Source organism: Streptomyces sp. NBC_00631 (assembly GCF_045206895.1).
Taxonomy (GTDB): Bacteria; Actinomycetota; Actinomycetes; order Streptomycetales; family Streptomycetaceae; genus Streptomyces.
The window spans coordinates 10476903-10500006 of sequence record NZ_CP107734.1 but is presented as its reverse complement, the minus strand read 5'-3'; the positions used below and the strand labels follow the sequence as shown (position 1 = coordinate 10500006).

The following is a 23104-nucleotide window of genomic DNA, read 5'->3' as shown; positions in this document are numbered from 1 at the left end:
GGGGCGCGGATCACACCGGACGGGTGCGGCCCTCCCAGTACGGGTCCCGCAGCCGCCGTTTGTAGAGCTTGCCGTTGGGGTCGCGGGGCATCTCCGCGATGAAGTCGACGGTCTTCGGGCACTTGTAGCCGGCGAGTTGCCCGGCGCAGTGGGCGAGGAGGTCGGCGGCGAGGTCCGGTCCGGGCTCGTGTCCGGGGGCGGGTTCGACGACGGCCTTGACCTCCTCCCCCCAGTCGTCGTGCGGGATGCCGAATGCGGCGGCGTCGGCGACGGCGGGGTGGGAGAGGAGCACGGACTCGATCTCCGCGGGGTAGATGTTGACCCCGCCCGAGATGATCATGTCGATCTTGCGGTCGCGGAGGAACAGGTAGCCGTCCTCGTCGAGGCAGCCGAGGTCGCCGACGGTGAAGAAGTCGCCGATGCGGTTCTTCCTCGTCTTGGCCTCGTCCTTGTGGTAAGCGAAGCCGCCGGTGTTCATCTTCATGTAGACGGTGCCGAGTTCGCCGGGCGGGAGCCGGTTGCCGTCGTCGTCGAAGACCGCGAGTTCGCTGATGGGCCACGCCTTGCCGACGGTGCCGGGCTTCTTCAGCCAGTCCTCGGCGGTGGCGAAGGCGCCGCCGCCCTCGCTGGCCGCGTAGTACTCCTCCACACTGGGCCCCCACCAGTCGAGCATGGCCCGTTTGACGTGGTCCGGGCAGGGGGCGGCGCCGTGGATGGCGTGCCGCATGGAGGAGACGTCATAGCGGGCGCGCACATCCTCGGGGAGGGCGAGCAGGCGGTGGAACTGGGTCGGGACCATATGGGTGTGGGTGCACTTGTGTGCGTCGATCAGGCGGAGCATCTCCTCGGGGATCCACTTGTCCATGAGAACGAGACGGTGGCCTATGTGGAGGGACGCGCCCGCGAACTGGAGTACGGCCGTGTGGTAGAGCGGCGAGCAGACCAGGTGGACGTTGTCGTCGAAGGGGCGGATGCCGAAGATGCCGAGGAAGCCGCCGAGGTAGGCCTCCTCGGGGAGCTTGCCGGGCAGCGGGCGGCGGATGCCTCGGGGGCGGCCCGTCGTCCCCGAGGTGTAGTTCATGACCCAGCCCAGTTCGCGGTCCGCGGGCGCCGACTCGGGCTGTCCTTGGAGGAGTTCGGCATACGGCCGGAAGCCCTCGACCTCACCGATCGCGTACCGGTGGGTGGCCGGGAGGCCGGCCTCGTCGGCGGCGTGCCGTGCCGCGCCGGCGAACCGTTCGTGGGCGAGGAGCACCTTGGCGCCGGAGTCGGCGACGATCCAGGCGATCTCCGGGCCGACGAAGTGGTGGTTGACCGGGACGAGGTAGAGGCCGGCCTGGGTGGCGGCCAGGTAGGCGGTGAAGAACTCGGGTCCGTTGGGCAGGACGACCGCGAAGGCGTCGCCGCGTTCCAGGCCCGCGGCCCTCAGTCCGTGGACGAGCTGGTTGACGGCCGCGTGCAGACGGCCGGCGGTCCATTCCTCGCCGTCGGGTGCGACGAGGACGGTGCGGTCGGGGTCCAGGGTGGCCTGGGCCCAGAATCCGGCGGGGGGCGTGCTGGTCACGTGCCGCTCCTTCCGGCGATGCGGTTGATGCGGTCTACGGCCTGTTCGAAGCCCCGGGTGAGGTCGTCGAAGACGGCCTGGACGCTGCGTTCGCTGGTCATGCGGCCGACGATCTGGCCGACGGGGGTGCCGAGCAGGGGCCCGACCTCGTACTTCTGGATGCGGGTGAGGGCCTCGGCGACGAGCAGGCCCTGGAGGGGCATGGGGAGGGTGCCGGGACCGCTCGGGTCGTCCCAGGCGTCGGTCCACTCGGTGCGCAGCTGGCGGGCCGGTTTGCCGGTCAGGGCCCGGGAGCGGACGGTGTCGCCGGAGCCGGCGGCGAGGAGTTTGCGGGTCACGGCGGGCGAGGAGAGGTCGGCCTCTGTGGTGGTCAGCCACATGGAGCCCAGCCACACCCCTTGAGCGCCGAGGCTCAGGGCGGCGGCCACCTGCTGTCCGCTGCCGATGCCGCCCGCCGCCAGTACGGGCAGCGGGGCGACGGCGTCGACGACCTCCGGGGTGAGCACCATGGTGGCGATCTCGCCGGTGTGGCCGCCGGCCTCGTAGCCCTGGGCCACGATGATGTCGATGCCCGCGTCCCGGTGCTTCACGGCGTGCCGGGCGCTGCCCGCGAGCGCGGCGACCAGGACGTCCTGGTCGTGGGCGCGGTCGACGACGTCGGCGGGCGGCGAGCCGAGGGCGTTGGCGAGCAGCCGGATCGGATAGTCGAAGGCGACGTCGAGCTGGGTCCGGGCGACCTGCTCCATCCACCCGGTGATGCGCCAGCCGGACGCCTCGCCGTCGGCGAGCTCGGGCACGCCGTACTTGGCGAGGGTGTCCCGTACGAACTGCCGGTGCCCTTCCGGGATCATCGCCTCGACGTCGGCCTCACTGACGCCCTCCACCTTCTTGGCGGGCATGACGACATCGAGCCCGTACGGCTTCCCGTCGACATGCGCCTCGATCCAGTCGAGGTCGCGTTTGAGGTCGTCGGGGGCGGTGTAGCGGACCGCGCCGAGCACTCCGAAACCGCCGGCCCGGCTGATGGCCGCGGCCACGGCGGGAAACGGCGTGAAGCCGAAGACGGCGTGCTCGACTCCCAGGGTCTTGCTCAACTCCGTCTGCATGGGCGCAGGATGCCGCAGTAGTGCGGCCGACGGAAGAGCTTTTCTGATGCTCCGTCAGATTCTTCCGCGGATTCCGGTCCGGCTGATCCGCCCGCCCCGGTTCAGTCGGCCCGCTGTTCCAGTACCGCCATCGCCGCGTTGTGTCCCGGCACCCCGCTCACCCCTCCCCCGCGCACGGCGCCCGCCCCGCACAGGAGGACGTTGGCGTGCCGGGTCTCCACGCCCCAGCGGCCGGTGCCGTCCTGGGCGTGGGGCCAGGAGAGGTCGCGGTGGAAGATGTTGCCGCCGGGCAGACGCAGGTCGCGTTCGAGGTCCAGGGGGGTCTTCGCCTCGATGCAGGGGCGGCCGTCGGCGTCGAGGGCCAGGCAGTCGGCGATCGGCTCGGCGAGGTGGGCGTCGAGCTGGGCGAGGGTGGCCCTGAGGAGTTGCTGCCGTACGGCGTCGTTGTCGGTGGCGAAGAGCCGGGCCGGGGTGTGCAGGCCGAAGAGGGTGAGCGTCTGGTAGCCGCGTTCGGCCAGATCACGGCCGAGGATCGTGGGGTCGGTCAGGGAGTGGCAGTAGATCTCCGAGGGCGGGGCGCTGGGGAGCGTGCCGGCCGCCGCCTGAGCGTGTGCGGTGGCCAGCTGCTCGTAGCCTTCGGCGATGTGGAAGGTGCCGGAGAACGCCTCACGGGGGTCGACGGCGGTGTCGCGCAGCCTGGGCAGCCGCTTGAGCAGCATGTTCACCTTCAGCTGGGCGCCCTCGGCGGGCTCCGGTGCCGGGTCGCCGGTGAGGGCGGCGAGTTCCTGCGGGGAGGCGCCCACCAGGACGTGCCGGGCGGCGGCGGCGCCCTCCCCGTCGGCGGTGCGGTAGGTGACCTCGGCGGCGCGGCCGTCCGTCTCGATCCGTACCGCCTCGTGCCCGGTGGCGAGGACCGCGCCCGCCGAGCGCGCGGCGGCGGCCAGCGCGTCGGTGAGGGCGCCCATGCCGCCGACCGGCACGTCCCAGGCGCCGGTGCCGCCGCCGATGACGTGGTAGAGGAAGCAGCGGTTCTGGCGCAGCGAGGCGTCGTGGGCGTCGGCGAAGGTGCCGATCAGCGCGTCCGTGAGGACGACCCCGCGCACCAGGTCGTCCGTGAAGTTCTCCTCGATGGTCACCCCGATCGGCTCCTCGAACAGCGCCCGCCAGGCCGCCTCGTCGTCGATCCGGCGGCGCAGTTCGTCGCGCGCGGGCAGCGGTTCGGTGAGCGTCGGGAAGACGCGCTCGGCGACCCGGCCGGTCATGCCGTAGAACCGCTGCCACGCCCGGTACTCCGTCTTGTCCCCGGTCAGCCGTTCGAACGCCTCGCGGATCCGCCGCTCGCCGCCGCCGACCAGCAGCCCGGTCGGCCGCCCGTCGCGTTCCACGGGGGTGTACGAGGAGATGGTGCGGCCGCGGACCCGGAAGTCCAGGCCGAGATCGCGGACGATCTTCCTGGGCAACAGGCTGACCAGGTAGGAGTAGCGGGACAGTCGCGCGTCGACACCGGCGAAGGGGCGGGTGGAGACGGCGGCGCCACCGGTGTGGCCCAGCCGCTCCAGCACCAGCACGGTGCGGCCGGCCCGGGCCAGGTAGGCGGCCGCGACGAGGCCGTTGTGGCCGCCACCGACGATGATGGCGTCGTAGGCGCGGGGAGTTTCGGTGGCAGCGGGCATAGCTCTTCGTAACACATGATGATCTAGGGAAGTAAGAGGCGTGCCGGTCCGCTCGGCGGGGAGGGCCGGTTTCGACCTGCGGGTCGTGGGTGGCTGGTCGCGCCCACGCGGCGGAACCGCATATGTCTCACAGCCCCGCGCCCCTGACGGGGCGCTTTCAGAGCCGTTCGCCGGATGCGCGCTGCTGGCGCAGTACCGCCACCCTCCGGTACAGCTCCACCGCCTCGGCTCCCCGGCCCAACTGCTCCAGGCAGTGCGCCTCGTCGTTGCGGCTGGCCAGGGTGTCCGGGTGGTCGGAGCCGAGGACCCGTTCCCGCGCGCCGGCCACCCGCCGGTACTCCGTCAGTGCGTCCGGCCAGCGGCCCAGCCACCCCAGGCTCACCGCGACCTCCCGGCGGCTGACCAGGGTGTCGAGGTGGTCGGTGCCCAGGACCCGTTCGCGGATCGCGCAGACGTCGCGCGATTCCGCCAGGGCCTCCTCCCAGCGGCCGAGGCGGCCGAGGTTGACGCCGAGGCCGTGGCGGGCGCGGAGGGTCTCGGGGTGGGCGGGACCCTGGACGCGGGTGCGGTCGTCGATCAGGGCGCGGTAGAGGGCGAGCGCATCGGCGCTGCGACCCAGGCGGCCGAGGCTGATGCCGACCTCGTAGCGGGCGGCGAGGGTGTCGGGGTGGTCGGCGCCGAGGGCGCGGGCGCGGGCCTCGGCGACCTCGCGATAGGTCTGCAGGGCCTCCTCCCAGCGACCCAACTGCCCCAGTGCGTAGGCGACTTCGTAGCGCGTGACCAGGGTGTCCGGATGGCGCGGGCCGAGCGCCCGGGCGCGGGCCGCGGCCACGTCGTGGGCCATCCGGTACGAGTCCTCAAGGCGGCCCAGCCTGCTGAGGTTGAAGGCGAGGTTGTGGCGGCAGCGCAAGGTGTCCGGATGGTCGGGTCCGGTCAGCCGCTGCCGGGCGGCGAGGACCGCCGTGTACACCTGGTGGGCGTCGAAGTGGCGGCCCAACTGGCCGAGGACATAGGCCGTTTCCTGGCGGGCGGCGAGGGTGTCCGGGTGGTCCGCGCCCAGCACGCGCTCCCGGGCGGCGGTGACCTCGGTGTACTCGCGCAGCGCGTCGGCGGCGCGGCCGGTGCGGCTGAGGGTGAAGGCGATCTCGTATCGGCTGGCGAGGGTCTCGGGGTGGTCGGCGCCGAGGAGGCGGGTGCGTTCGGCGGCGACGACGCGGTGCACCTCGCCGGCCTCGGCCCAGCGGCCGAGCCGCCCCAGGCTCAGCCCGGCCTGGTGGCGGCCGGCGAGGGCGGCGAGAGCCTCCGTGGAGGGGGCGGGGACGGTCGGGAGCGGTTCCGCGACGCCGGTGACGGGGCGGGCGATCCACTCGCCGGTGAGTCGGGCCCCGGGGTCGGGCGGGGTGGTGCGCAGGGCGGCACCGGTCGCCTTGTGGCCGGTGGTCATACCCCGGGTCCAGGACGGCAGCCCCGGCTCGCCGGCGGCCGGTTCCGGGGCCCGCAGCCGGGGCCGCGCGGTGACGACGGTGGGGACGTAGGTGGGTGTCGTCCGTCCGGAGGTGATCCGGCGGCCCAGCTCCCGGGCGTCGTACGGTCGTTGCTCCGGCCGTTTGGCCAGCAGGTCGAGGACGACCTTCTCGAACCAGCCGGGCAGTTCGGGGCGGTGGCTGCGCGGCGGGGCGGGCGGGGTGTCGCGGTGGCCGACGAGGATCGCCCAGGCGTCGTCGAGGTCGAACGGCGGTGCTCCGGTGGCGATCTCGTACAGCACGCAGCCCAGCGAGTACAGGTCGCTGCGCTGGTCGACCTCGGTGCCGCCGATCTGCTCCGGGGACATGTAGTGCGGGGTGCCCATGGCGACGCCGGTGCCGGTCAGCCGGGAGGTCAGGCCGATGTCGTGGCCGAGGCGGGCGATGCCGAAGTCGCAGATCTTCACCGTGCCGTCGGTGAGCCGCATGATGTTCGCCGGTTTCAGGTCGCGGTGCACGATGCCGTGCTGATGGGTGTAGGCGAGGGCGGCGGCGACCTGCTCGGCGATGTCGACGACGTCGCCGACGGGCAGCGGCTGGTGTCTGTCGTCCTCCATGAGCTGGCTGAGGTTGCGGCCCTGAAGCAGTTCCATCACCAGGTAGAGGATGCCGTCGTACTCGCCGAAGTCGTGGACGATGGTGACCCCGCGGTGGGAGAGCGCGGCGGCCACTCTCGCCTCGCGCCTGAACCGCTCCCGCAGGACGCGGGTGAACGCCTGGTCGTGGTGCGGGCCGAGCGGTTTGAGGCACTTCACGGCGACCTGCCGGCCGAGGGACTCGTCACGGGCCCGCCACACCTCGCCCATCCCGCCCCGCCCGATCAGGTCGAGCAGCCGGTACCGCCCCTGGACCAGCCTGTTGTCAGCCATCGCGCGCCGTCGCCCCCCGTCGCCTCCAGCCCCGCCCACCCCGGGAGGCGCCCGTCCAGGCCTGGTCGCGCCGTGACGCACCCCCAACTCGTCCAGTATGGCGACCTATCGCCCGACTTTGTACGGTGCCGGGCGCGTGTCCGGGCCGAGCCTCGCCATGGCGCGCAGGATGTGTTTGGGCGGGAGTTGCCAGCGCAGACGTGCGGGAACACAGCGCAGCAGGGTGCCGGTGGCGCGCAGCCGACGGGTGACGACGGCGGGTTCGGGCGCGGGTCTGCCGTACAACTCATGGGCGTACGGCGGCAGGGAGGCGTACGCCAGACGCGCCACGCGCCGCCACAGCACCTCGCGCGCCGGTATCAGGAGGGGGTGCGTCGGCGGGCGGAGCAGGAAGTCGTCCACCACGTGTGCGTCGGCCCCGGCGACGAGCCGCGGCCGTGTCTTCTCGAAGTAGGCGGCCATCTCCCCGCGGTCGCCCGGTACGACGGCGGGGTCGAGGCCCACCAGCCGGGCGCTGACCCGGTGTTCGGCGAGGTAGCGGTCGGCCTGGGCGTCGGTGAGCGGGAAGCCGGAGCGGCGGACGACATGCAGATACGAGTCGATCTCGGCGCAGTGCACCCACAACAGCAGCTCGGGCTCGTCCACGCCGTAGCGTTCGCCGGTGTCCGGGTCCGTCGCGCCGAGCATGCTGTGGATCTTCCGGATCCGGGCTCCGGCCCGCTCGGCGGCCTCACTGGTGCCGTAGGTCGTCGTGCCGACGAAGTCGGCGGTGCGCATCAGCCGGCCCCAGGCGTCGCGCCGGAAGTCGGAGTTCGCCATCACGCCGCGCACCGCGCGCGGGTGCAGCGCCTGCAGGTAGAGGGCGCGGATGCCGGCGACCCACATCATCGGGTCGCCGTGCATCTGCCAGGTCACGGAGTCGGGGGTGAAGAGCCCGGCGTCACCGTCCATACCGGCAGGCTAACGCCGTACCCGTGGCATCCCCAGTCCGATCCAGGAGATGATCTCCCGCTGGATCTCGTTGTTGCCGCCGCCGAAGGTGAAGATGACCGCCGAACGGTAGCCGCGTTCCAGGTCGCCGTGGAGGACCGCGCCCGCCGAGCCCTCCTTCAGAGGCCCTGCCGCGCCGGCGACCTCCATCAGCCAGGCGTAGGCGTCGCGGCGCGCCTCGGAGCCGTAGACCTTGACGGCGGAGGCGTCCTGGGGGGTGAGGGTGCCCTCCTGGACGGCGCTCACCATCTGCCAGTTGAGGAGCTTCATGGCGTCGAGGCGGGTGTGGGTCCGGGCCAGGTGGCGGCGCACCCAGGGCAGGTCGATGACGCGGCGGCCGTCGGCGAGCTTGGTCTCCATGGCCCAGCGCTGCACGTCATGCAGGGCGCGGATGGCCATGGTGCCGTGGGCGGCGAGGGTGACGCGCTCGTGGTTGAGCTGGTTGGTGATGAGCCGCCAGCCGTGGTTCTCCTCGCCCACCCGGCGGGAGACGGGGACGCGGATGTCCTCGTAGTAGCTGGCCGTGGTGTCGTGCGAGGCGAGGGTGTTGATGACGGTGCAGGAGTAGCCGGGGTCGCCGGTCGGCACCAGGAGCATGGTGATGCCCTTGTGGGGTGGGGCCTCGGGGTCGGTGCGGGTGGCGAGCCAGACCCAGTCGGCGGTGTCGCCGTTCGTGGTCCAGATCTTCTGCCCGTTGACGACGTACTCGTCGCCGTCGCGCACGGCCCGGGTCTTCAGGGCGGCCAGGTCGGTGCCCGCGCCGGGCTCGCTGTAGCCGATGGCGAAGTCGATCTCGCCGGAGAGGATCCGGGGCAGGAAGTACGACTTCTGCTCGTCGGTGCCGTACCGCATGATCGTCGGGCCGACGGTGTTCAGCGCCATCAGCGGAAGCGGTACGCCGGCCTGGGCGGCCTCGTCGAAGAAGATGAACTGTTCCATCGCGGTCAGGCCGCGGCCGCCGTACTCCTTCGGCCATCCGACGCCGAGCCAGCCGTCGGTGCCCAGCCGGCGGACGGTCTCCCGGTAGAAGCGTTTCTGCGCGGCCGGGTCGGCGTAACGGGCGTAGGCGTTGTCCGGCACCAGGCCGGCGAAGTAGGCGCGCAGTTCGGTGCGCAGCCGCTGCTGCTCGGGCGTGTGGTCGAGGTGCACGGCGCCTCCAGGCTCCCCAAGGGCGGTCCTGACGGCGCACACCGTAGAACGTGTTACAGAAATTGGGAATGGCGGCGGCTCACCGCTCCCGGGTGTCAGGACTGCCCGGGCCCCAGCGGACTGCCGTGCAGGGAACCGAGCACCTCGGGGCCCAGCACCTTCAGCAGCGGCTCGGTGAAGACGCCGTCCACGAGGACGAACGCCATCCGGGCGGCCGAGTCCGTGCGGTTCTCCCAGCGGTGGTCGGTGCCGCGCTGGATCACCACGTCCCCGGCGCGCAGCACCCGCTCGGAGTCGTCGAGGACGAGGACGACCTCGCCGTCCAGGACGATCCCGTAGTCCACGGTCTGGGTCCGGTGCGTCGGGGAGACACAGCCGGGCGGAAACTCGTTGACGCGGATCTTGGTGCCGCCGGGGGCCGGCGGGACGGTCAGGTCGCGCTCCGTGGGCTCGGCCTCGTCCGCCGCGACGGGTGCCGGCACGGAGTCGGTGTTCCACATCTCGTAGAAGGCGGCTCCGTCCGGGGCGGTGCGGATGACGGGCGGCGCACCGTCGGAGAGGAACACGGAGGTACCCGTCTCGTCGTGACCGGTGACGATCCGGCGGGGCGGCTGGCTCATGGGGGCGCTCCTCTTCTGTGCCGCGGGGCGTGGGTCGCGGACACGGGGGCCGGCGCGGCACAGTGGTCACGCTAGGCAGCCCGGCGCCACGGCGGAAACGCGCATCGGCGATGCCAGCCATCGGGTCGGCGGTTCCTCGACGGTGGCCGCCCTCGGTGTCAGTCGAGCGCCGCCATGAAGTCCGTGCAGGCCACGGCGCACGCCCGGCAGGCGGCCGCGCTCGGCTCGGCGCCCGGGCGGGTGTCGAAGGCGTGCGCGCAGTCGAGGCAGACCGCACGGCACCACTCCAGCTGGACGCGCAGGGCGGCCGGGTCCCGGTCGGTCTCCTCGGTCAGGGCCCGGCAGGTGGCGTCGCACACTTCGGCGCACATGATGCCGGTGCGGCGCAGCCGTTCCACCTCGGCGCCTCCGGCCGGATCCAGCGCTCCGGCACGCAGCGCGCTCATCCGGGCGCATTCCGTGCACGCCTGCGCGCACGCGAACCGGTCCTCCAGGAACCGGTACCGGTCCTGCAGAGAAGACGTCCAAGTCATGCGGGCCGGGTAACCAGCACCCGGCGCGGGCAAACAAACGCGGTCCGGCACGGACGCGGGTCAGTCCTGTTCGGCGCGGATGATCACCACCGGGCAGGTGGCGTGCTGGGCCACCTGCTGGCTGACGGATCCGAGCAGGGCGCGGGCGAACCCGCCCCGGCCGCGGCTTCCGACGACCAGGGCCTCGGCGCCCTCTGCGGCCCGCAGCAGGACGTCGGTGGCGTTGCCGTGCACCAGGTGGGAACGGACCGAGCCCGCCGTGTCCGCGCCGAGCACGTCGGCCAGCTCCTGCCGCATCCGGTCCCGGGCCTCCTCCGCGTCGAGATCCATGTCCACGGCGGGGCCCGACCATCCGTACAGCCCCGGCAGCTCCCACACGGCGACCGCCTCGACGACACCGCCGACGAGGCCGGCGTACCGCAGGGCCCAGCGCAGCGCCGCATACGAGGCCTGCGACCCGTCGACGCCGACCACGACCCGGCGCTCGGTGACATCCCTGTCCATGCGTTCCACCTCTCCTCGGGCGTTCGGCCGGCCTCCGTCTCCACGCTGCGCGACGGGCGGCCGCACCGCCAGAGAAGGGCGGCCGGCGGCATGACACGGCCGGCCGGCCGCCGCAGGTGCGGTGCACGGCGAATTCCGGTCCGGTCGGCCCTGGTGGCGAGGGCGTTCCCGTGGTGTGCTGGAGGTGACGGGAAGGACCCGCAGTGACGCGGGGAAGCGGCCGGCGGCGGTCGCGCACCGCGCAATCAGGATCCGCGAGAAGTGGATGGCGTCCTTCCCGCCCTCTCGTGATCGGCGGGATCCGAGGAGGCAGCGATGCACGACAGCCCGCACACCGTCGGCGACGTGATGACCCGTACCCCCGTCGCCGTCGGCCCCGACGCCCCGTTCAAGGACGTCGTCACGCTGATGGACCGGTGGAAGGTCAGCGCCCTTCCCGTGCTGGAGGGCGCGGGCAGGGTGATCGGCGTCGTGTCCGAGGCCGATCTGGCCCGGGCCGGCGGGATGACCGCCGGAGAGCTGATGAACGCGCCCGCGGTGACCGTGCACCCCGACGCCACCGTGGCGGAGGCGGCGCGCGTCATGGCCCGGCGCGGCGTCAAGCGGCTGCCCGTCGTCGACGACCTGGGCGTGCTCAAGGGCATCGTGAGCCGGGCGGATCTGCTGAAGGTGTTCCTGCGTGCGGACGAGGAACTGACCGAGGAGGTCCGCCGGGAGGTCGTCGACCGCCTGTTCCCGCTCTCCGCGGACCACATCCGGGTCGACGTCACCGAAGGGATCGTCACCCTGACCGGCTGGATCGACAGCCCGGCTCCGGCGCCGGTCGCCGAACGGCTGGCCCGCGCCGTGGAGGGCGTGGTCGACGTGCGCTGCCACCTCTGTCCGGTCGCCGCGCGGGAGGATCCGCGCTGAGCCGTTGCCGTCCCGGCGGTCGCCCACTGTGCGCGCTCAGCCACCGAGCACGTCCGGTTCGTACCGTTCTGAGTGGGGTATCCCTTTGCTATGAGTACGGAACCGATGCAGCTGGCCGCTCCCAGCGGCCTGATGAGTCTTGCGCTCTTCGTGGTGGCCGTGGCAGTGCTGGCGATGCTCGCCGGAGGCTTCTGGCTGGGCAACCGGGTCAAGTACCGCGAGTCGCTGCGACCGCGTCCCGAGGAGCAGCCGAAGCTGCCACCGGAGGGCGCGGTGCACGAGGTTCGGGAGAACCGCGAGTCGGAGGAGATCCCGCTGATGCCCAAGGGCGGCCGTCCGCTCACCCCGTACGAACTCAGCAACCAGCAGACCAGGCCGAGCGCGTCGAAGGACCGGCCGCGCTGGAGCAAGGGCTCCAGCGGCTCGTTCGGCGGCGGCGGACTCGGCGCCCACTGACCACGGACAGTCCCTAGACCGTCCACCGGCCCGCGTCGAGGTGCCCGACGTGGGCCACGTTCCCGAGATCCTCGGCGTCCTGGCTCGGCGTGGCCGTGAACCAGGCGTCGAGGATCTCCTTGAGCACCGGCTGCGAGGTGAGGCGCAGGCTGAGGGCGAGGACGTTCGCGTCGTTCCAGCGGCGGGCGCCGTCGGCGGTGTAGGCGTCGGCGCACAGGGCGGCACGGATGCCGGGCACCTTGTTGGCGGCGATCGAGGCGCCGGTGCCGGTCCAGCAGCACACCACGGCCTGGTCCGCGGCGCCGGCGGCGACGTCACGGGCGGCCGCCTCCGAGCAGACGGCCCACTGCGGGTCGGCCCCGGGTTCCAGCGCGCCGTAGGTGCGCACCTCGTGGCCGCGACGGCGCAGCTCCTCGACGAGGAGCCGGGCGACGGGCTCGTCCATGTCGGAAGAGACGGAGATCCTCATGGTGCTGTCCCTTCTCCCTCGTTCACAGCGCCAAACCCGCCGCCTCGACCGGTGGTGCCGGTTGTCCTGTCCGTGCGGGCCTCGATCGCGGTGAGGACCGAGGACATGTCCAGGCGGCCGTTGCCCAGCCGGACGCTCTCTGCGTAGAGCTCGCTGCTGAGGTCGAGCAGGGGTGTGGCGATCCCGGCCGCGCGGGCCGCGTCGGCGATGAGGCGGGTGCTGGCGTAGCCGTCGGAGGTGGCGGCCTGCACGGTGAAGTCGTGGGCCGCGAGCATCGGGACCTTGACCCGGGTGATGCCGCTGCCCAGCTGCCCGGAATCGACGACGGTGCGGAAGGTCCGCAGATCCAGGCCCTGCCGCTGGGCGTTGCGCGACGAGGGCGAGGCGTACGCCAACAAGCTCCGCAAGGCCGGTGTGCCCGTCACCGCGGTCCGCTTCCAGGGCATCATCCACGACTTCGTGATGCTCAACGCCCTGCGCGAGACCCACGCCGCCGAAGCCGCGATCACCCTGGCCGTACACACCCTGCACACCGCCCTGCACACCGCCTGACGGCCGGTGCGGGCGCGTCGGGCGCGGTTCTGCCCACCCCGAGGTGCTTCTCCAGCAGGGCGAGCACGTCCTCGGACTACTGCCTTGACCGAGTCGGGCCGCCCGGGGAGCAACCCCACCTCCACGTGCACGAAGGCCGCCGCATCGCCGTGCCGGTCCGCCACCCCGGCCTCGGCGGCCTGCCGGAACAGCGTCTTGCAGGTGTCCGCGAACCGCGGGCAGTAGCCGACGGTGACATGCCGCACGGCGGTCCTGATCCTCTTGACCGGTCGGCTGACTCGACCGTGTTCCGCTGTGACGGTCACCCCCGGCACGACTCGTGTGCTCGTGTGCGGCGAAGCCAGTCGCATCGGCCATCGACCTGCCGAAGGTCCCGTGGAAGGGGCTCGGTCCTTCGGCCGATCGGCCGCTCGCGCGGCGCGCCTCGGCGGTGCGGGCGGGCGCCGGTGGAGGATCGGTGGGGCGGCCCCGGGACGGGCCGCCCGGTACCCCCACCCCATGCGAAGGCCCGGCGATGAAACTCCTCGACGCCCCGCTGTTCCGGCTGTCCGAGTCCGACGGCGCTCCCGGCGTCACCCGGGCGGCGGTGTGACCGCCGCGCCGGGCGGCGGCCGCTACGGCGAGGCCGTCTTCCGTCCCGACCAGGCCGGTGAGGGCCGGCGTATCGACGTCGGCGCCCTCGTCTACGACGACATCACCATGGCGCGGCTGCGGGCGCTCGGCGCCGGGCCGGGATGGCGTTGCCTCGACGTGGGGGCCGGCACGGGCACGGTCTCCCGCCGGCTGCTGGACGAGGCCGGGGTGGAGAGCGTGCTCGCCGTGGACCGCGACGTACGGTTCCTCCCCGAGCGGCCCGGGCTCGACGTGCTGGAGGCCGACATCACCGCCGGCCTCACCGCCCCGGACGTCGTCTCCGGCCGGTTCCGGCTCGTCCACGCGCGCTTCGTGCTGATGCACCTGCCCGAGCACGAGCGCCTGATCACGACGCTGGCCGAGCTCGTCGCGCCCGGCGGTGTGCTGGTGCTCGGCGACGCGGTCGACCTGACGAGCGACCGGACGCCCGACACGCCGTACACCACGGTCATGCGGGCCATGTGGCAGGGGCTGCGGGCCGCCATCGGCACGGACGTCTCCTGGGTGCCGTCGTATCCGCAGTTGCTGCGCGGTGCGGGGCTCGGGTCCGTGGCCGCCGAGATCCATGTGCCGCCGCTGCTGCCGGGCAGTCCCGTCAGCCGCTTCTGGGCGGACACCTGGGAGCGGAGCCGGGCGGCGATGCTCGCCACCGGCCTGGTCGACGACGCGGCCGTGGACGCGGCGATCCGGTACCTGGACTCCGAGGAGTGTGCCGCGCTGTCGGCCGGCATGCTCACCGCCTGGGGCTGGAAGGCCGACGACGTCGCCTCCCCCTGATCGGAGGGGACCCGGTCAGAGGGCCGGGGCGGCGGCTCGGCGCCGGGTCTCCGCGAGGTGGAGGTCGACGTAGTTGGTCAGCGCCAGGGCGTCCCGAGCACTGTCGGCCTGGAAGGTGACGCGGCGGAGCAGGCTGACACCGTCGAGCGTGACGCCTTCCCGGGCGAGGACGAAGACCAGGGCGAGGAAGGCGGAACGGGCGTTCCCGTCGTCGAAGGGGTGGAAGAAGCACACGTCGAGGTAGGCGCGGGCGGCACGGGCGGTCAGCGGGAGCGGTGCGCCGGCGTCCGCGGCGCTCCCGGCCAGGCAGGTGTCGAGGCGGGCCCGGGTGTCCGGGGCGATGCCGTAGCGCTCTCGGCCGCGCTTGGCGAAGGCGGGCAGGGTGCGGAACGCGGGCGGCCGTGCGGTGCCCAGGACGTGCTGCTGCCAGCCCTGGAGCAGTTCGAAGTCGAGCGGCGCGCCGCGCGCCGCGTCGGCCCGGAGCCGTTCGAGCGCGGCGAGCAGTCCCTCGGCGCGGGCGGGGTCCAGGGCGCGGTCGAAGGCGCGGATGTCCTCGGCCGCGCCGTCGCTGGCCGGTGTCACCGGTCCTTCCCCGCCCCGGTTCGAGGCCTCCTGCCAGGCCACGGTCTCCCGTACGGCGAGCCACCGTGCCAGGTGGTCGACGGCCGGCCCCGCGGGCGGCCGCGGTCCGCGGGACGGCGGCAGCGACCGCGCGAGGCGCTCCGCGATGTCGTCGACCAGCACGTTGTCCGGGGTGATCCAGCTGCGGAACCGCCCGCCGACCGCCTCGTCGACGAGGTCGCGCGCGTTGTCCGGTGCGAATCCCCACCGGTCGAGGAACCAGCCGAGCACCTGCTCGCAGTGCCCGTGCCAACCGCTGCCGCAGCCGGTACGGTCGACGACCTGCAGGATCAGGTGCCGGGCGGCGCGTTCCCACAGGATCCGCCGGTCCTCGATGTCCGCCGGATCCAGCGGGTACGCCTCGAACCGCTCGGCGAGGCTCTCCAGCCACGCCCGCCACTCGCACAGCGCCGCGACGACCCGGTCGAGCGTCTCCTCGGGGGTCGTGATCGAGTCCCGCGGGCAGCACCAGCTGCCGACGGGCCCGCCGTCGAGGTCCCCTTCGTCGTGCGCCCAGCGCCAACCCACGGCCCAGCGGCCGTAACGCTCCATCAGGGCGTACGACACGGCAGTCGCCCAGAGATCGCCCTCGCCATGGCTCCAGGCACTCATCGCCGGATCGGCGCGCGACACGTCAGGGGGGCTCGGAACACACCGGGCCGGACCGAGCGAGCGCACCACCCGCGCAGCCGCCGCGTGGTCGAACGGATGACGGGCGGGGTCCGCCTCGTCCCAGGACAGGTCGAACGGCCACAGCACAGACTTCACCGCGCAAGCCTCCACGGCCGTCCTGCGCCGGGCAACCGTATTGAGGTCCGGCGGGCGCGCCGGGCGCCCTCCTTTCCACGGTCCGGTACGGACTTTCCGGTCCACGGCGTCCGCGGAGAAACTCCTTGCCGGTTCGCCGGAGATTCCGGGGTGGATCTGCAAACACCTACCGGCTGATCCGGCCTAACCTTCCTCACACGGCGCAGCATGCGCGGACCCCGGAGGGAGAGCACGTACGTGAACGACCGGACGGAGCAGGAAGAGGCAAGCCCCGTGGTCCGCAAGCGTGTTCAGGACAGCTTCGACGGGCAGGGACTGATGGCCCACCTCGGCGCGCGGATCACGAAGATCGCACCGGGCCGTGTGCACATCGTGCTTCCGGCCCGTCCCGAGGTGACCCAGCAGCACGGCTACATCCACGCCGGCGCCACCAGTGCGGTCGCGGACAGTGCCGGCGGCTACGCGGCGCTCACGCTGTTTCCCGAGGACTGCGACGTCCTCACCGTCGAGTACAAGATCAACCTCCTCGCGCCCGCCGTCGGCGACCACATCGAGGCGATCGGCACGGTGCTGAGGTCCGGCCGGACCCTGACCGTGTGCCGGCTGGAGGTGTACGGCGTCCGTGACGCCGGTGAGCGCACCCTGGTGGCCAACGGCCAGCAGACACTGATCCGCCTGGGCGGCACCGGCTGAGTCCCGCCCGCACGGCCGTCGGGGATCCGGCGCGCCGCCTTCCTCGCCGGCGGGCTGCTGACCGCCGGGGCGGGCGTGGTGCTGCTCGTCGGACGGCGGTGGCTCCGGAAGGAGCCCGTCTCGTAGGGCCCGCGGAACAGGCGGGGCGGCCTCGTGCTCAGATCTGCCGTGGCTCCGGGCGTACGAGGCCGGTCTGGTAGGCGATGACGACGAGTTGGGCGCGGTCGCGGGCGCCCAGCTTCGTCAGGGCGCGCTGGATGTGGCTGCGGACGGTCAGGACGCTCAGGACGAGTTCGCCGGCGATCTCGTCATTGGACCTGCCGCGGGCGGCGAGCGTGGTGACCTCCCGTTCCCGAGGGATCAGGTCTTTCAGTCGCTCCGGGGGCGCCAGGAGGGTGCCGGGAGCGGCCGGGCCGGCCAGGAAGCGGGAGATGAGGGCGCGGGTGGCCCCCGGGGACAACAGCGCCTCGCCGGCGGCGACGGTGCGGATGCCGTCGAGGAGGGTGTCGGTGGTGACGTACTTGCCGAGGAAGCCGCTGGCGCCGACGCGCAGCGCCCGGGCGACGTACTCGTCGGTCTCGTACATGGTGAGGACGAGGACGCGGGTGCCGGCGAGTTCGGGGTCGGCGCAGATGGCGGCGGTGGCGGCGAGGCCGTCCGTGCCGGGCATGCGGATGTCCATCAGGACGATGTCGGGGCGGTGGGTGCGGGCGAGGTCCACCGCCTCCTGTCCGTCGGCGGCCTCGGCGACCACCTCCAGGTCGGGACAGGAGTCGATGAGCAGCCGGAACGTGCCGCGCAGCAGGGCCTGGTCGTCGGCGAGCAGGACACGGACACTCACGCGGCAGCCTCTGGTTCTTCCGGTGCGAGGGAGTGGAGCGGGAGGGCGGTGGTGACTTCGAAGCCGCCGTCGGGGCGGGGCCCGGCCCGCAGGTCGCCGCCGACGGAGTGGGCGCGTTCCCGCATGCCCATCAGGCCGTAGCCGCCGTCGGCGGCCGCCGCGGTGGTGGTGCCGTCGTTGGTGACCGAGATGAGCAGCCGGGTCCGGGCATAGGTGAGCCGGACGTCGGCGCCATGGCCGGCGCCGTGCTTGGTGACGTTGGTGAGGGCTTCCTGGATGATCCGGTACGCCGTCAGGTCCACGCCCGGTGACAGCGGCCGGGGCCGGCCCTCGGTCGTGACGGCGACGTCCAGTCCGGCGCTCGCGTACGTCGAGACCAGGTCGGGCAGCCGGTCCAGGCCGGGGGCGGGCTCCAGGGAGTCGGCGTCCTGGTCACCGGACTGGCGCAGCACCCCGACGGTGGCCCGGAGTTCGATCAGGGCGGAGGACGTGGTGGCCGTCAGTTCGTCGAGCAGCTTCAGCGCCTGGTCGGGCCGGGTGGGCACGAGGTGGCGGGCGGTGCCGGCCTGGGCGTTGGCGACGGCCATGTGGTGGGCGACGACGTCGTGCAGCTCGCGGGCGATCCGCATGCGTTCCTCGGCGACCCGCAACCGGGCCTCCTCCTCCCGGGTGCGCTCGGCGTACGCGGCCCGGGCCTGCACGGACTCCAGGTAGGCCGCGCGCAGCCGGGCACCGCTGCCGCCGACCAGGGGCAGCAGCAGCCACAGGACGGGGCCGACGGTGCGCAGCAGCAGCATGTCGGTCGTGGGCTTGTCGAGCATGGCGGCGATCACCACCACCGCCATGGCCGCCAGCCCGAACACCCGCGTGGTCCGCCGGTCGGTCTGGGCGGCGACCCAGTAGAGGGCGAGCATGAGGGGGGCCAGCATGAGGGGCGTGGGAATGTAGCCGTGGGCGAGGGTGGCCACCGTCCCGGCCATGGCCACGCCGGCGACAAGGCGCGCGTGGTCGCGCGCCCGCAGCAGGGCGAGGCAGGTGACCGCGGCGATGGCCATGGCGGGCCACTGCTCCCGCGGTTGGCTGAGGCCGGGGAAGCGGAGCAGGGCGCCCAGGGCCACGCAGCCGAGCAGCGCCAGGACCGTCGCGACGTCCACGAAACGGCGGTAGCGTCCCGTTCCCCTGTCCAAACTGGTGGTCATGTGTCTCTCCGGGTGAGGGGCTGGGCCCATGGTGACCGACGTCCGCGACGCGACGCCCGGTCGGGCCGCCCGTGACCTGTGTCACGGGCGGCCCGCCCGGACCGGGGAGGGCGGTCAGACACGTGCCTCGACGGGCTCGTCCGGGGTCGGGTCGGATTCCGTGGCCGGCGCGGCGGCGCGGCGGCGGGTGAGGGCCTCGCCCTCGATGTCCACCCGGGGCAGCAGCCGGTCCAGCCGCTTCGGCAGCCGCCAGGCCCGGTCCCCCAGCAGGGCGAGGACCGCGGGCACGATCGCCATCCGGACGACGAAGGCGTCGAGGAGTACGGCGGTGGCCATGCCGAACCCGATCATCTTGATCATGGACTCGCTCTCGCCGATGAACCCGGCGAAGACGGCGATCATGATGAGGGCGGCGGCCACCACGACCCGCGCGCTGTGCCGGAACCCGGAGACCACCGCCTCCTTCGCCGGCTCGCCGTGGACGTAGGACTCCCGCATCCGGGAGACGAGGAAGACCTCGTAGTCCATGGCCAGGCCGAAGATGATGCCCACCAGGAAGATCGGCATCAGGCTCATGATCGGCCCGGTCTGCTCCACCCCGAACAGTCCGGCCCCGTGCCCCTGCTGGAAGACCAGGACGACCGCGCCGAGGGCCGCGAGCACCGAGAGCAGGAAGCCGAGCGCCGCCTTGAGGGGGACGAGCAGGGACCGGAAGACCACCAGAAGCAGCACGACGGCGAGACCGACGACGGTGACGAGGTAGGGCACCAGCGCCGACTGGACCTTGCCCGAGATGTCGATGTTCAGCGCGGTGGTACCGGTGACCTCGAAGGACGCGCCGGACGCCGACTCGATGGCCGGGCGTTCGCCGCGGATCGTCCTGACGAGCGTCTTGGTGTTCTCGTCGACGGGGCTGGTGGCCGGGGTGGCGGTGAACACCGCCGTGTCCGCCGCCTTGTTGAAGCGCGGCTGCGAGACCGATACCACCCCCTTCGTGCCGGCGATCCGCTCGCGGACCGTGTCCACGCCGGCCTTGGCGTCGCCGGTGCCCTTGGCGTCCACGACGATGGTCAGCGGGCCGTTGAAGCCGGGGCCGAAGCCCTCGGCGAGGGCGTCGTAGGCGCGCCGCTCGGTGGTGGACGTGGACTTGGCCTCGTCTCCGGGCATGCCGAGCTGCAGCTGGGTCATCGGGACGGCGAGGGCGCCGAGGCCCACGACGCCCAGCAGCAGCACGGGTACCGGGCGGCGCAGCACGAAGCGGGCCCAGCGGGTGCCCCGGTTGTCGCCCTGGGGCGCGGCCTTCCTGGCGCGGAACAGCCGGCGGCGGCCGCCTTCCGGCCTGCGCGCGGCGCCCGCCAGGACGGCGTTCGGCCAGAATCCGAGCAGGGCCGGGACGACGGTCAGTGCGATGACCACGGCGACGACCACCGCCCCCGCCGCGGTCAGGCCCATCTTGGTCAGCATGGGGATGCCGACGACGGAGAGGCCGGCCAGGGCGATGACCACGGTCAGGCCGGCGAAGACCACCGCCGAGCCCGCCGTGCCGACCGCGAGGCCGGCCGCCTCCTCGGGAGCCCGGCCCTCGGCGCGCTCCTCGCGGTAGCGGGAGACGACGAACAGGGCGTAGTCGATGCCGACGGCGAGGCCCAGCATCATCGCCAGGGTGCCGGTGCTGGTGGACAGCCCCAGGGCGTCGGCCAGCAGGGTGATCGTGAACGTGCTGATGCCGACGCCGAGGACCGCGGTCAGCAGCGGCAGTCCGGCGGCCGCGAGCGAACCGAAGGTGACCAGCAGGACGACGGCCGCGACGGCGATGCCGATGATCTCGGCGACGCCGCCGGGTCCGCCGCCGCTGTCCAGGGCGGAGCCGCCGGTCTCGACGGTGAGCCCCGCGTCGCGTGCCTGATCGGCGGCGTTCTCCAGGGCCGTACGGCTGGTGTCGGTGACGGCGGAGGACTTCACCCTGTAGGTGACGGTCGCGTAGGCCGTGGTGCCGTCCTTGCTGACCGCGTGCGCGGTGAAGGGGTCCGCGACGCCGGCCACCTGGGTGCCGTCGCCCAGCGCGTCCACCGCCTCCTCGATCGCCTTCCTGTGGGCGGTGGCGGTGACCTTCTGCCCGTGCGGGGCGACGAAGACGACCCGCGCGGTGGCGCCGTCGGCGGCGGCGCCGGGGAAGCGCTCCTGCATCAGGTCGAACGCCTTCTGGGACTCGATGCCCGGTGTCGAGAACTCCTCGTCGGCGGCGCCGGGCGCCCGCATCGCGCCCAGTCCTACGGCGGCCAGGACGGCCACCCACAGCAGGGCGACGTACCCACGCCGCCGGAAGGCCAGTCGGCCCAGTCGATAGAGAAAAGTAGCCACGTCAGGGAACTCCGCATCCGATCTCGCTTGGTCACCCAGACTGTCCCGGCGAGGGCCTCCCCGTCGTCGTACGGTTACTGGCACTGCCGGCTACCGAATCCGGAGGACGGGCTACTGAAACCGCAGTAGGCGTCCGGGCCGCCGGCTCATGCCCCGGTACGACACCCGGGCGGGACCCGCTGCGACTCCGGGCCCCTCAGCGTGCCGCCCCGACGGTGCGCAGCACGGCCTCGGCCATGCCGCGCTCGCCGCGTTCGTCGGGGTGCACCCGGGGCGGCCGGTGCCGCCGGGACCAGCGGTTCGGGCAGCCCGTGTCGGCCGGGGATCCGTGGGCCGGCCGTGCAGGAGTCGCCGAGCGCCACGTACGGCCCCTTGGGCGGCGGGGGGCGGCGCGGCACCACCACCGTCCGCGCCTCTTCCGGCGGTCACGGCGGCGGCGAGTGCGACGCACGACGCGACCGCCGCGAGCCCGAACCCGGTACGAGTCCTGATCCCAAGGTCCTGTCTGCTGCTGGGGAGGCGACCGGCGCGGGGGGCCTCCCGGGGCGGCGCGGCGCCGGTCTCCGGCACCGCTTCAGGCTCTCCGGGCGCCGCCCGTCCCGTCGTCGTGCGGCTGTGGGCAATCGCCGGCCTCACCACGCCGTACGCACGGCCGTGCCGGCGTACGGCGGTTGCGGCAGCGGCTACCGCGGTTTCAGCAGACCGCACCCGCAGCGGCGCCACGACGCCCGGACGGCATGCGCTGCGCCGGGAACCCTGTCGTGCTCAGGCGCGGACCGGGGACGCGTTTGGGATCGTCACCGTTGTCTGCCGCAGATGTGTCCGGACTCTTGACGTCCGACGCATGACTGCGTAGACATGACTACGCAGACATGACAGCGCAGTCAGAGCCGACAGCCCGGGCCGTGCATGCCATGATGGGCCTCGATCACCTCGATCGAGCGGTCACCGGGAGACGCCAATGACACCAGAGACGGGACGCGGCAAAAGCACCGCGGCTCCGCGGAGTGTGGACGTGGCCCGGCTGGCCGGCGTCTCGCAGAAGACCGTCTCCAGGGTCTTCAACGACGAGCCCTACGTCTCCGAGGAGGTGCGCCGGCGCGTCCTCGACGCCGCCGAACACCTCGGCTACCGGCGCAACAACGCCGCCCGGGCGCTGGCCTCCGGACGTACCCGCTCGATCGGAGTGGTGACGCTGGGCACCGCCCTGTACGGGCCCGCCTCGCTGCTCATGGGCGTCGAGCGGGTCGTCCGGGACACCGGCTACGCGCTGCGTGTGGTCAACACGGTGGAGGGCGACCCGGCGGGCGTCTCCGGTGCCGTCGACTCGCTCCTCGACCAGGGCGTGGACGGCATCGTCATCTCCGAACCCATCGACGAGCAGGCGGACGGCACAACGGGCACCCTCGGCTCCCTGCGGGTCGGCGTTCCGGTGCTCGTGGTGGGCGCCCCGCCGCCGGTCACCGCACCCGTCGTGCTGACCGCGGGGGACGGTGCCGACCTGATGGCCCGGACCGCCACCGAACACCTGCTGGGCCTCGGCCATGTGACGGTCCATCACCTGGCCGGTCCGCAGCGCTGGTACGCCGCCCGGGACCGTCTGGAGGGTTGGCGGGCCGCTCTCACCGGGCAGCGCAGAGAGGTGCCGCCGGTGGCCGAAGGCGACTGGTCGGCCGCGTCGGGATACGCGGCGGGCCGGACACTCGCCGCCGACGACCGGGTCACGGCCGTCTTCTCCGCCAACGACGACATGGCGATCGGTCTCATCCGCGCGCTGGCCGAAGCCGGCCGGCGCGTGCCGGAGGACGTCAGCGTGGTCGGCTTCGACGACATCCCGGTCGCCGCCTACGTGACTCCCCCGCTCACCACGGTGCGTCAGCCCTTCGACGCCGTGGCGCAGGAAGGGCTCAAGCGCCTGGTCCACGCCATCGAGAACCCGACGGCGGACCCCCTGCCGCCCAGTGCCCCACCGGTCGACCTCATCGTCCGGGCCTCGACCGCGCCCCCGGCACCCGCGAACGGAGGTCAGCCCGCACGTAACTGACACGACGTCACCGTCGGCCGGGACGGCCGACGTTCACCTCCGCGATTCCCGGGACGAGCCGCCGTACCGCTGTCGTTCACGTCGTACCGACGCGGCACCGATCGCTCCCCTCCCCCGCGGGCGCCCTCATGACTCCGGCGCCCGGAGCCGCCCCTGACCCCTGGGGCCCCTGGTCAGGCCTGTGCGCCTGTATCCGTTCCTCTTCTCTCCCCCCACGCTCAGCCCCCGCACGCCCTCGCCAGGCGTG

General features: G+C 73.1%; 20 protein-coding genes and 1 pseudogene. 6 read left to right on the top strand and 15 right to left on the bottom strand.

Going from position 1 to position 23104, the window contains the following annotated elements:
• Positions 1–10: 10 nt before the first annotated feature.
• The 9 genes from OHB00_RS47455 to OHB00_RS47415 form a co-directional block, all read right to left on the bottom strand.
• Positions 11–1564: an acyl-CoA synthetase gene (locus OHB00_RS47455; RefSeq protein WP_406444770.1), complete on the bottom strand. Its 1554-nt coding sequence runs from the start codon at positions 1562–1564 to the stop codon at positions 11–13.
• Positions 1561–2670 (bottom strand): NAD(P)H-dependent flavin oxidoreductase, encoded by a 1110-nt coding sequence (locus OHB00_RS47450; RefSeq protein ID WP_406444769.1) that lies wholly within the window; start codon positions 2668–2670, stop codon positions 1561–1563. The genes OHB00_RS47455 and OHB00_RS47450 overlap by 4 nt, the downstream gene beginning before the upstream one ends.
• A 101-nt stretch (positions 2671–2771) precedes the next feature.
• Entirely contained in the window at positions 2772–4343 is a 1572-nt protein-coding gene (locus tag OHB00_RS47445) for a phytoene desaturase family protein (protein ID WP_406444768.1), read from the bottom strand.
• Positions 4344–4500: 157 nt separating this feature from the next.
• Positions 4501–6735 (bottom strand): tetratricopeptide repeat protein, encoded by a 2235-nt coding sequence (locus tag OHB00_RS47440; RefSeq protein ID WP_406444766.1) that lies wholly within the window; start codon positions 6733–6735, stop codon positions 4501–4503.
• A 105-nt stretch (positions 6736–6840) separates the two neighbouring features.
• Positions 6841–7686, bottom strand: a complete 846-nt coding sequence (locus tag OHB00_RS47435; RefSeq protein WP_406444765.1) for an oxygenase MpaB family protein — start codon at positions 7684–7686, stop codon at positions 6841–6843.
• Between the two features lie 9 nt (positions 7687–7695).
• Positions 7696–8874, bottom strand: a complete 1179-nt coding sequence (locus OHB00_RS47430) for an acyl-CoA dehydrogenase family protein (RefSeq protein WP_406444763.1) — start codon at positions 8872–8874, stop codon at positions 7696–7698.
• A 95-nt stretch (positions 8875–8969) separates the two neighbouring features.
• Positions 8970–9494: a cupin domain-containing protein gene (locus OHB00_RS47425; protein ID WP_406444761.1), complete on the bottom strand. Its 525-nt coding sequence runs from the start codon at positions 9492–9494 to the stop codon at positions 8970–8972.
• A gap of 158 nt (positions 9495–9652) precedes the next feature.
• Complete coding sequence (locus tag OHB00_RS47420; RefSeq protein ID WP_406444759.1) at positions 9653–10027, bottom strand: ferredoxin; 375 nt, start codon at positions 10025–10027, stop codon at positions 9653–9655.
• Between the two features lie 60 nt (positions 10028–10087).
• Positions 10088–10531 (bottom strand): universal stress protein, encoded by a 444-nt coding sequence (locus tag OHB00_RS47415; RefSeq protein ID WP_406444757.1) that lies wholly within the window; start codon positions 10529–10531, stop codon positions 10088–10090.
• Between the two features lie 315 nt (positions 10532–10846).
• Between OHB00_RS47415 and OHB00_RS47410 the strand changes: the two genes are divergently transcribed.
• The gene (locus tag OHB00_RS47410; RefSeq protein WP_406444755.1) at positions 10847–11443 is read left to right on the top strand and encodes a CBS domain-containing protein; all 597 of its coding nucleotides are present in this window, start codon (positions 10847–10849) and stop codon (positions 11441–11443) included.
• A gap of 90 nt (positions 11444–11533) precedes the next feature.
• Positions 11534–11899: a DUF6479 family protein gene (locus OHB00_RS47405; RefSeq protein ID WP_406444753.1), complete on the top strand. Its 366-nt coding sequence runs from the start codon at positions 11534–11536 to the stop codon at positions 11897–11899.
• A 13-nt stretch (positions 11900–11912) separates the two neighbouring features.
• On the opposite strand, the gene OHB00_RS47400 is transcribed toward OHB00_RS47405, so the two are convergent.
• A complete protein-coding gene (locus OHB00_RS47400; protein WP_406444751.1) occupies positions 11913–12368 on the bottom strand; it encodes an RpiB/LacA/LacB family sugar-phosphate isomerase in 456 nt (151 codons plus the stop codon).
• A complete protein-coding gene (locus OHB00_RS47395; RefSeq protein ID WP_406446307.1) occupies positions 12365–12814 on the bottom strand; it encodes an NAD-binding protein in 450 nt (149 codons plus the stop codon). The genes OHB00_RS47400 and OHB00_RS47395 overlap by 4 nt, the downstream gene beginning before the upstream one ends.
• On the opposite strand from OHB00_RS47395, the pseudogene OHB00_RS47390 reads away from it, so the two are divergent.
• Positions 12735–12920: pseudogene (locus OHB00_RS47390) on the top strand (alpha/beta hydrolase); the annotation flags it as partial. The gene OHB00_RS47395 and the pseudogene OHB00_RS47390 overlap by 80 nt on opposite strands.
• 588 nt (positions 12921–13508) lie before the next feature.
• Positions 13509–14330 carry a class I SAM-dependent methyltransferase gene (locus OHB00_RS47385; protein ID WP_406444750.1) on the top strand — a complete coding sequence of 274 codons (822 nt, stop codon included), beginning with the start codon at positions 13509–13511 and terminating at the stop codon, positions 14328–14330.
• A gap of 15 nt (positions 14331–14345) precedes the next feature.
• Here OHB00_RS47385 and OHB00_RS47380 read toward each other — a convergent pair whose 3' ends face one another.
• Positions 14346–15719, bottom strand: a complete 1374-nt coding sequence (locus OHB00_RS47380) for a Fic family protein (RefSeq protein WP_406444748.1) — start codon at positions 15717–15719, stop codon at positions 14346–14348.
• Between the two features lie 318 nt (positions 15720–16037).
• Here OHB00_RS47380 and OHB00_RS47375 point away from each other — a divergent pair, with 318 nt between their 5' ends.
• A complete protein-coding gene (locus OHB00_RS47375) occupies positions 16038–16412 on the top strand; it encodes a PaaI family thioesterase (protein ID WP_406446306.1) in 375 nt (124 codons plus the stop codon).
• Between the two features lie 157 nt (positions 16413–16569).
• Here OHB00_RS47375 and OHB00_RS47370 read toward each other — a convergent pair whose 3' ends face one another.
• From OHB00_RS47370 to OHB00_RS47360, 3 genes are all read right to left on the bottom strand, one after another.
• Positions 16570–17253, bottom strand: coding sequence for a response regulator (locus tag OHB00_RS47370; RefSeq protein ID WP_406444747.1), 684 nt, complete (start codon positions 17251–17253; stop codon positions 16570–16572).
• The gene (locus OHB00_RS47365; RefSeq protein ID WP_406444745.1) at positions 17250–18452 is read right to left on the bottom strand and encodes a sensor histidine kinase; all 1203 of its coding nucleotides are present in this window, start codon (positions 18450–18452) and stop codon (positions 17250–17252) included. Before OHB00_RS47365 ends, OHB00_RS47370 begins: the two co-directional genes overlap by 4 nt.
• Before the next feature lie 114 nt (positions 18453–18566).
• Positions 18567–20813 carry an MMPL family transporter gene (locus OHB00_RS47360; protein WP_406444743.1) on the bottom strand — a complete coding sequence of 749 codons (2247 nt, stop codon included), beginning with the start codon at positions 20811–20813 and terminating at the stop codon, positions 18567–18569.
• A gap of 961 nt (positions 20814–21774) precedes the next feature.
• On the opposite strand from OHB00_RS47360, the gene OHB00_RS47355 reads away from it, so the two are divergent.
• Positions 21775–22857: a LacI family DNA-binding transcriptional regulator gene (locus OHB00_RS47355; protein ID WP_406444742.1), complete on the top strand. Its 1083-nt coding sequence runs from the start codon at positions 21775–21777 to the stop codon at positions 22855–22857.
• Positions 22858–23104: the final 247 nt, after the last annotated feature.

Excerpts from the sequence above, each read along its gene's own strand:
- OHB00_RS47375 (WP_406446306.1), top strand. The coding sequence starts at position 16,038 with ATGGCCCACCTCGGCGCGCGGATCACGAAGATCGCACCGGGCCGTGTG.
- OHB00_RS47445 (WP_406444768.1), bottom strand. The coding sequence starts at position 4,343 with ATGCCCGCTGCCACCGAAACTCCCCGCGCCTACGACGCCATCATCGTC.
- OHB00_RS47435 (WP_406444765.1), bottom strand. The coding sequence starts at position 7,686 with ATGGACGGTGACGCCGGGCTCTTCACCCCCGACTCCGTGACCTGGCAG.
- OHB00_RS47420 (WP_406444759.1), bottom strand. The coding sequence starts at position 10,027 with ATGACTTGGACGTCTTCTCTGCAGGACCGGTACCGGTTCCTGGAGGAC.
- OHB00_RS47425 (WP_406444761.1), bottom strand. The coding sequence starts at position 9,494 with ATGAGCCAGCCGCCCCGCCGGATCGTCACCGGTCACGACGAGACGGGT.
- OHB00_RS47355 (WP_406444742.1), top strand. The coding sequence starts at position 21,775 with ATGACACCAGAGACGGGACGCGGCAAAAGCACCGCGGCTCCGCGGAGT.
- OHB00_RS47365 (WP_406444745.1), bottom strand. The coding sequence starts at position 18,452 with ATGACCACCAGTTTGGACAGGGGAACGGGACGCTACCGCCGTTTCGTG.
- OHB00_RS47400 (WP_406444751.1), bottom strand. The coding sequence starts at position 12,368 with ATGAGGATCTCCGTCTCTTCCGACATGGACGAGCCCGTCGCCCGGCTC.
- OHB00_RS47440 (WP_406444766.1), bottom strand. The coding sequence starts at position 6,735 with ATGGCTGACAACAGGCTGGTCCAGGGGCGGTACCGGCTGCTCGACCTG.
- OHB00_RS47450 (WP_406444769.1), bottom strand. The coding sequence starts at position 2,670 with ATGCAGACGGAGTTGAGCAAGACCCTGGGAGTCGAGCACGCCGTCTTC.
- OHB00_RS47410 (WP_406444755.1), top strand. The coding sequence starts at position 10,847 with ATGCACGACAGCCCGCACACCGTCGGCGACGTGATGACCCGTACCCCC.
- OHB00_RS47395 (WP_406446307.1), bottom strand. The coding sequence starts at position 12,814 with ATGCCCTGGAAGCGGACCGCGGTGACGGGCACACCGGCCTTGCGGAGC.
- OHB00_RS47405 (WP_406444753.1), top strand. The coding sequence starts at position 11,534 with ATGAGTACGGAACCGATGCAGCTGGCCGCTCCCAGCGGCCTGATGAGT.
- OHB00_RS47415 (WP_406444757.1), bottom strand. The coding sequence starts at position 10,531 with ATGGACAGGGATGTCACCGAGCGCCGGGTCGTGGTCGGCGTCGACGGG.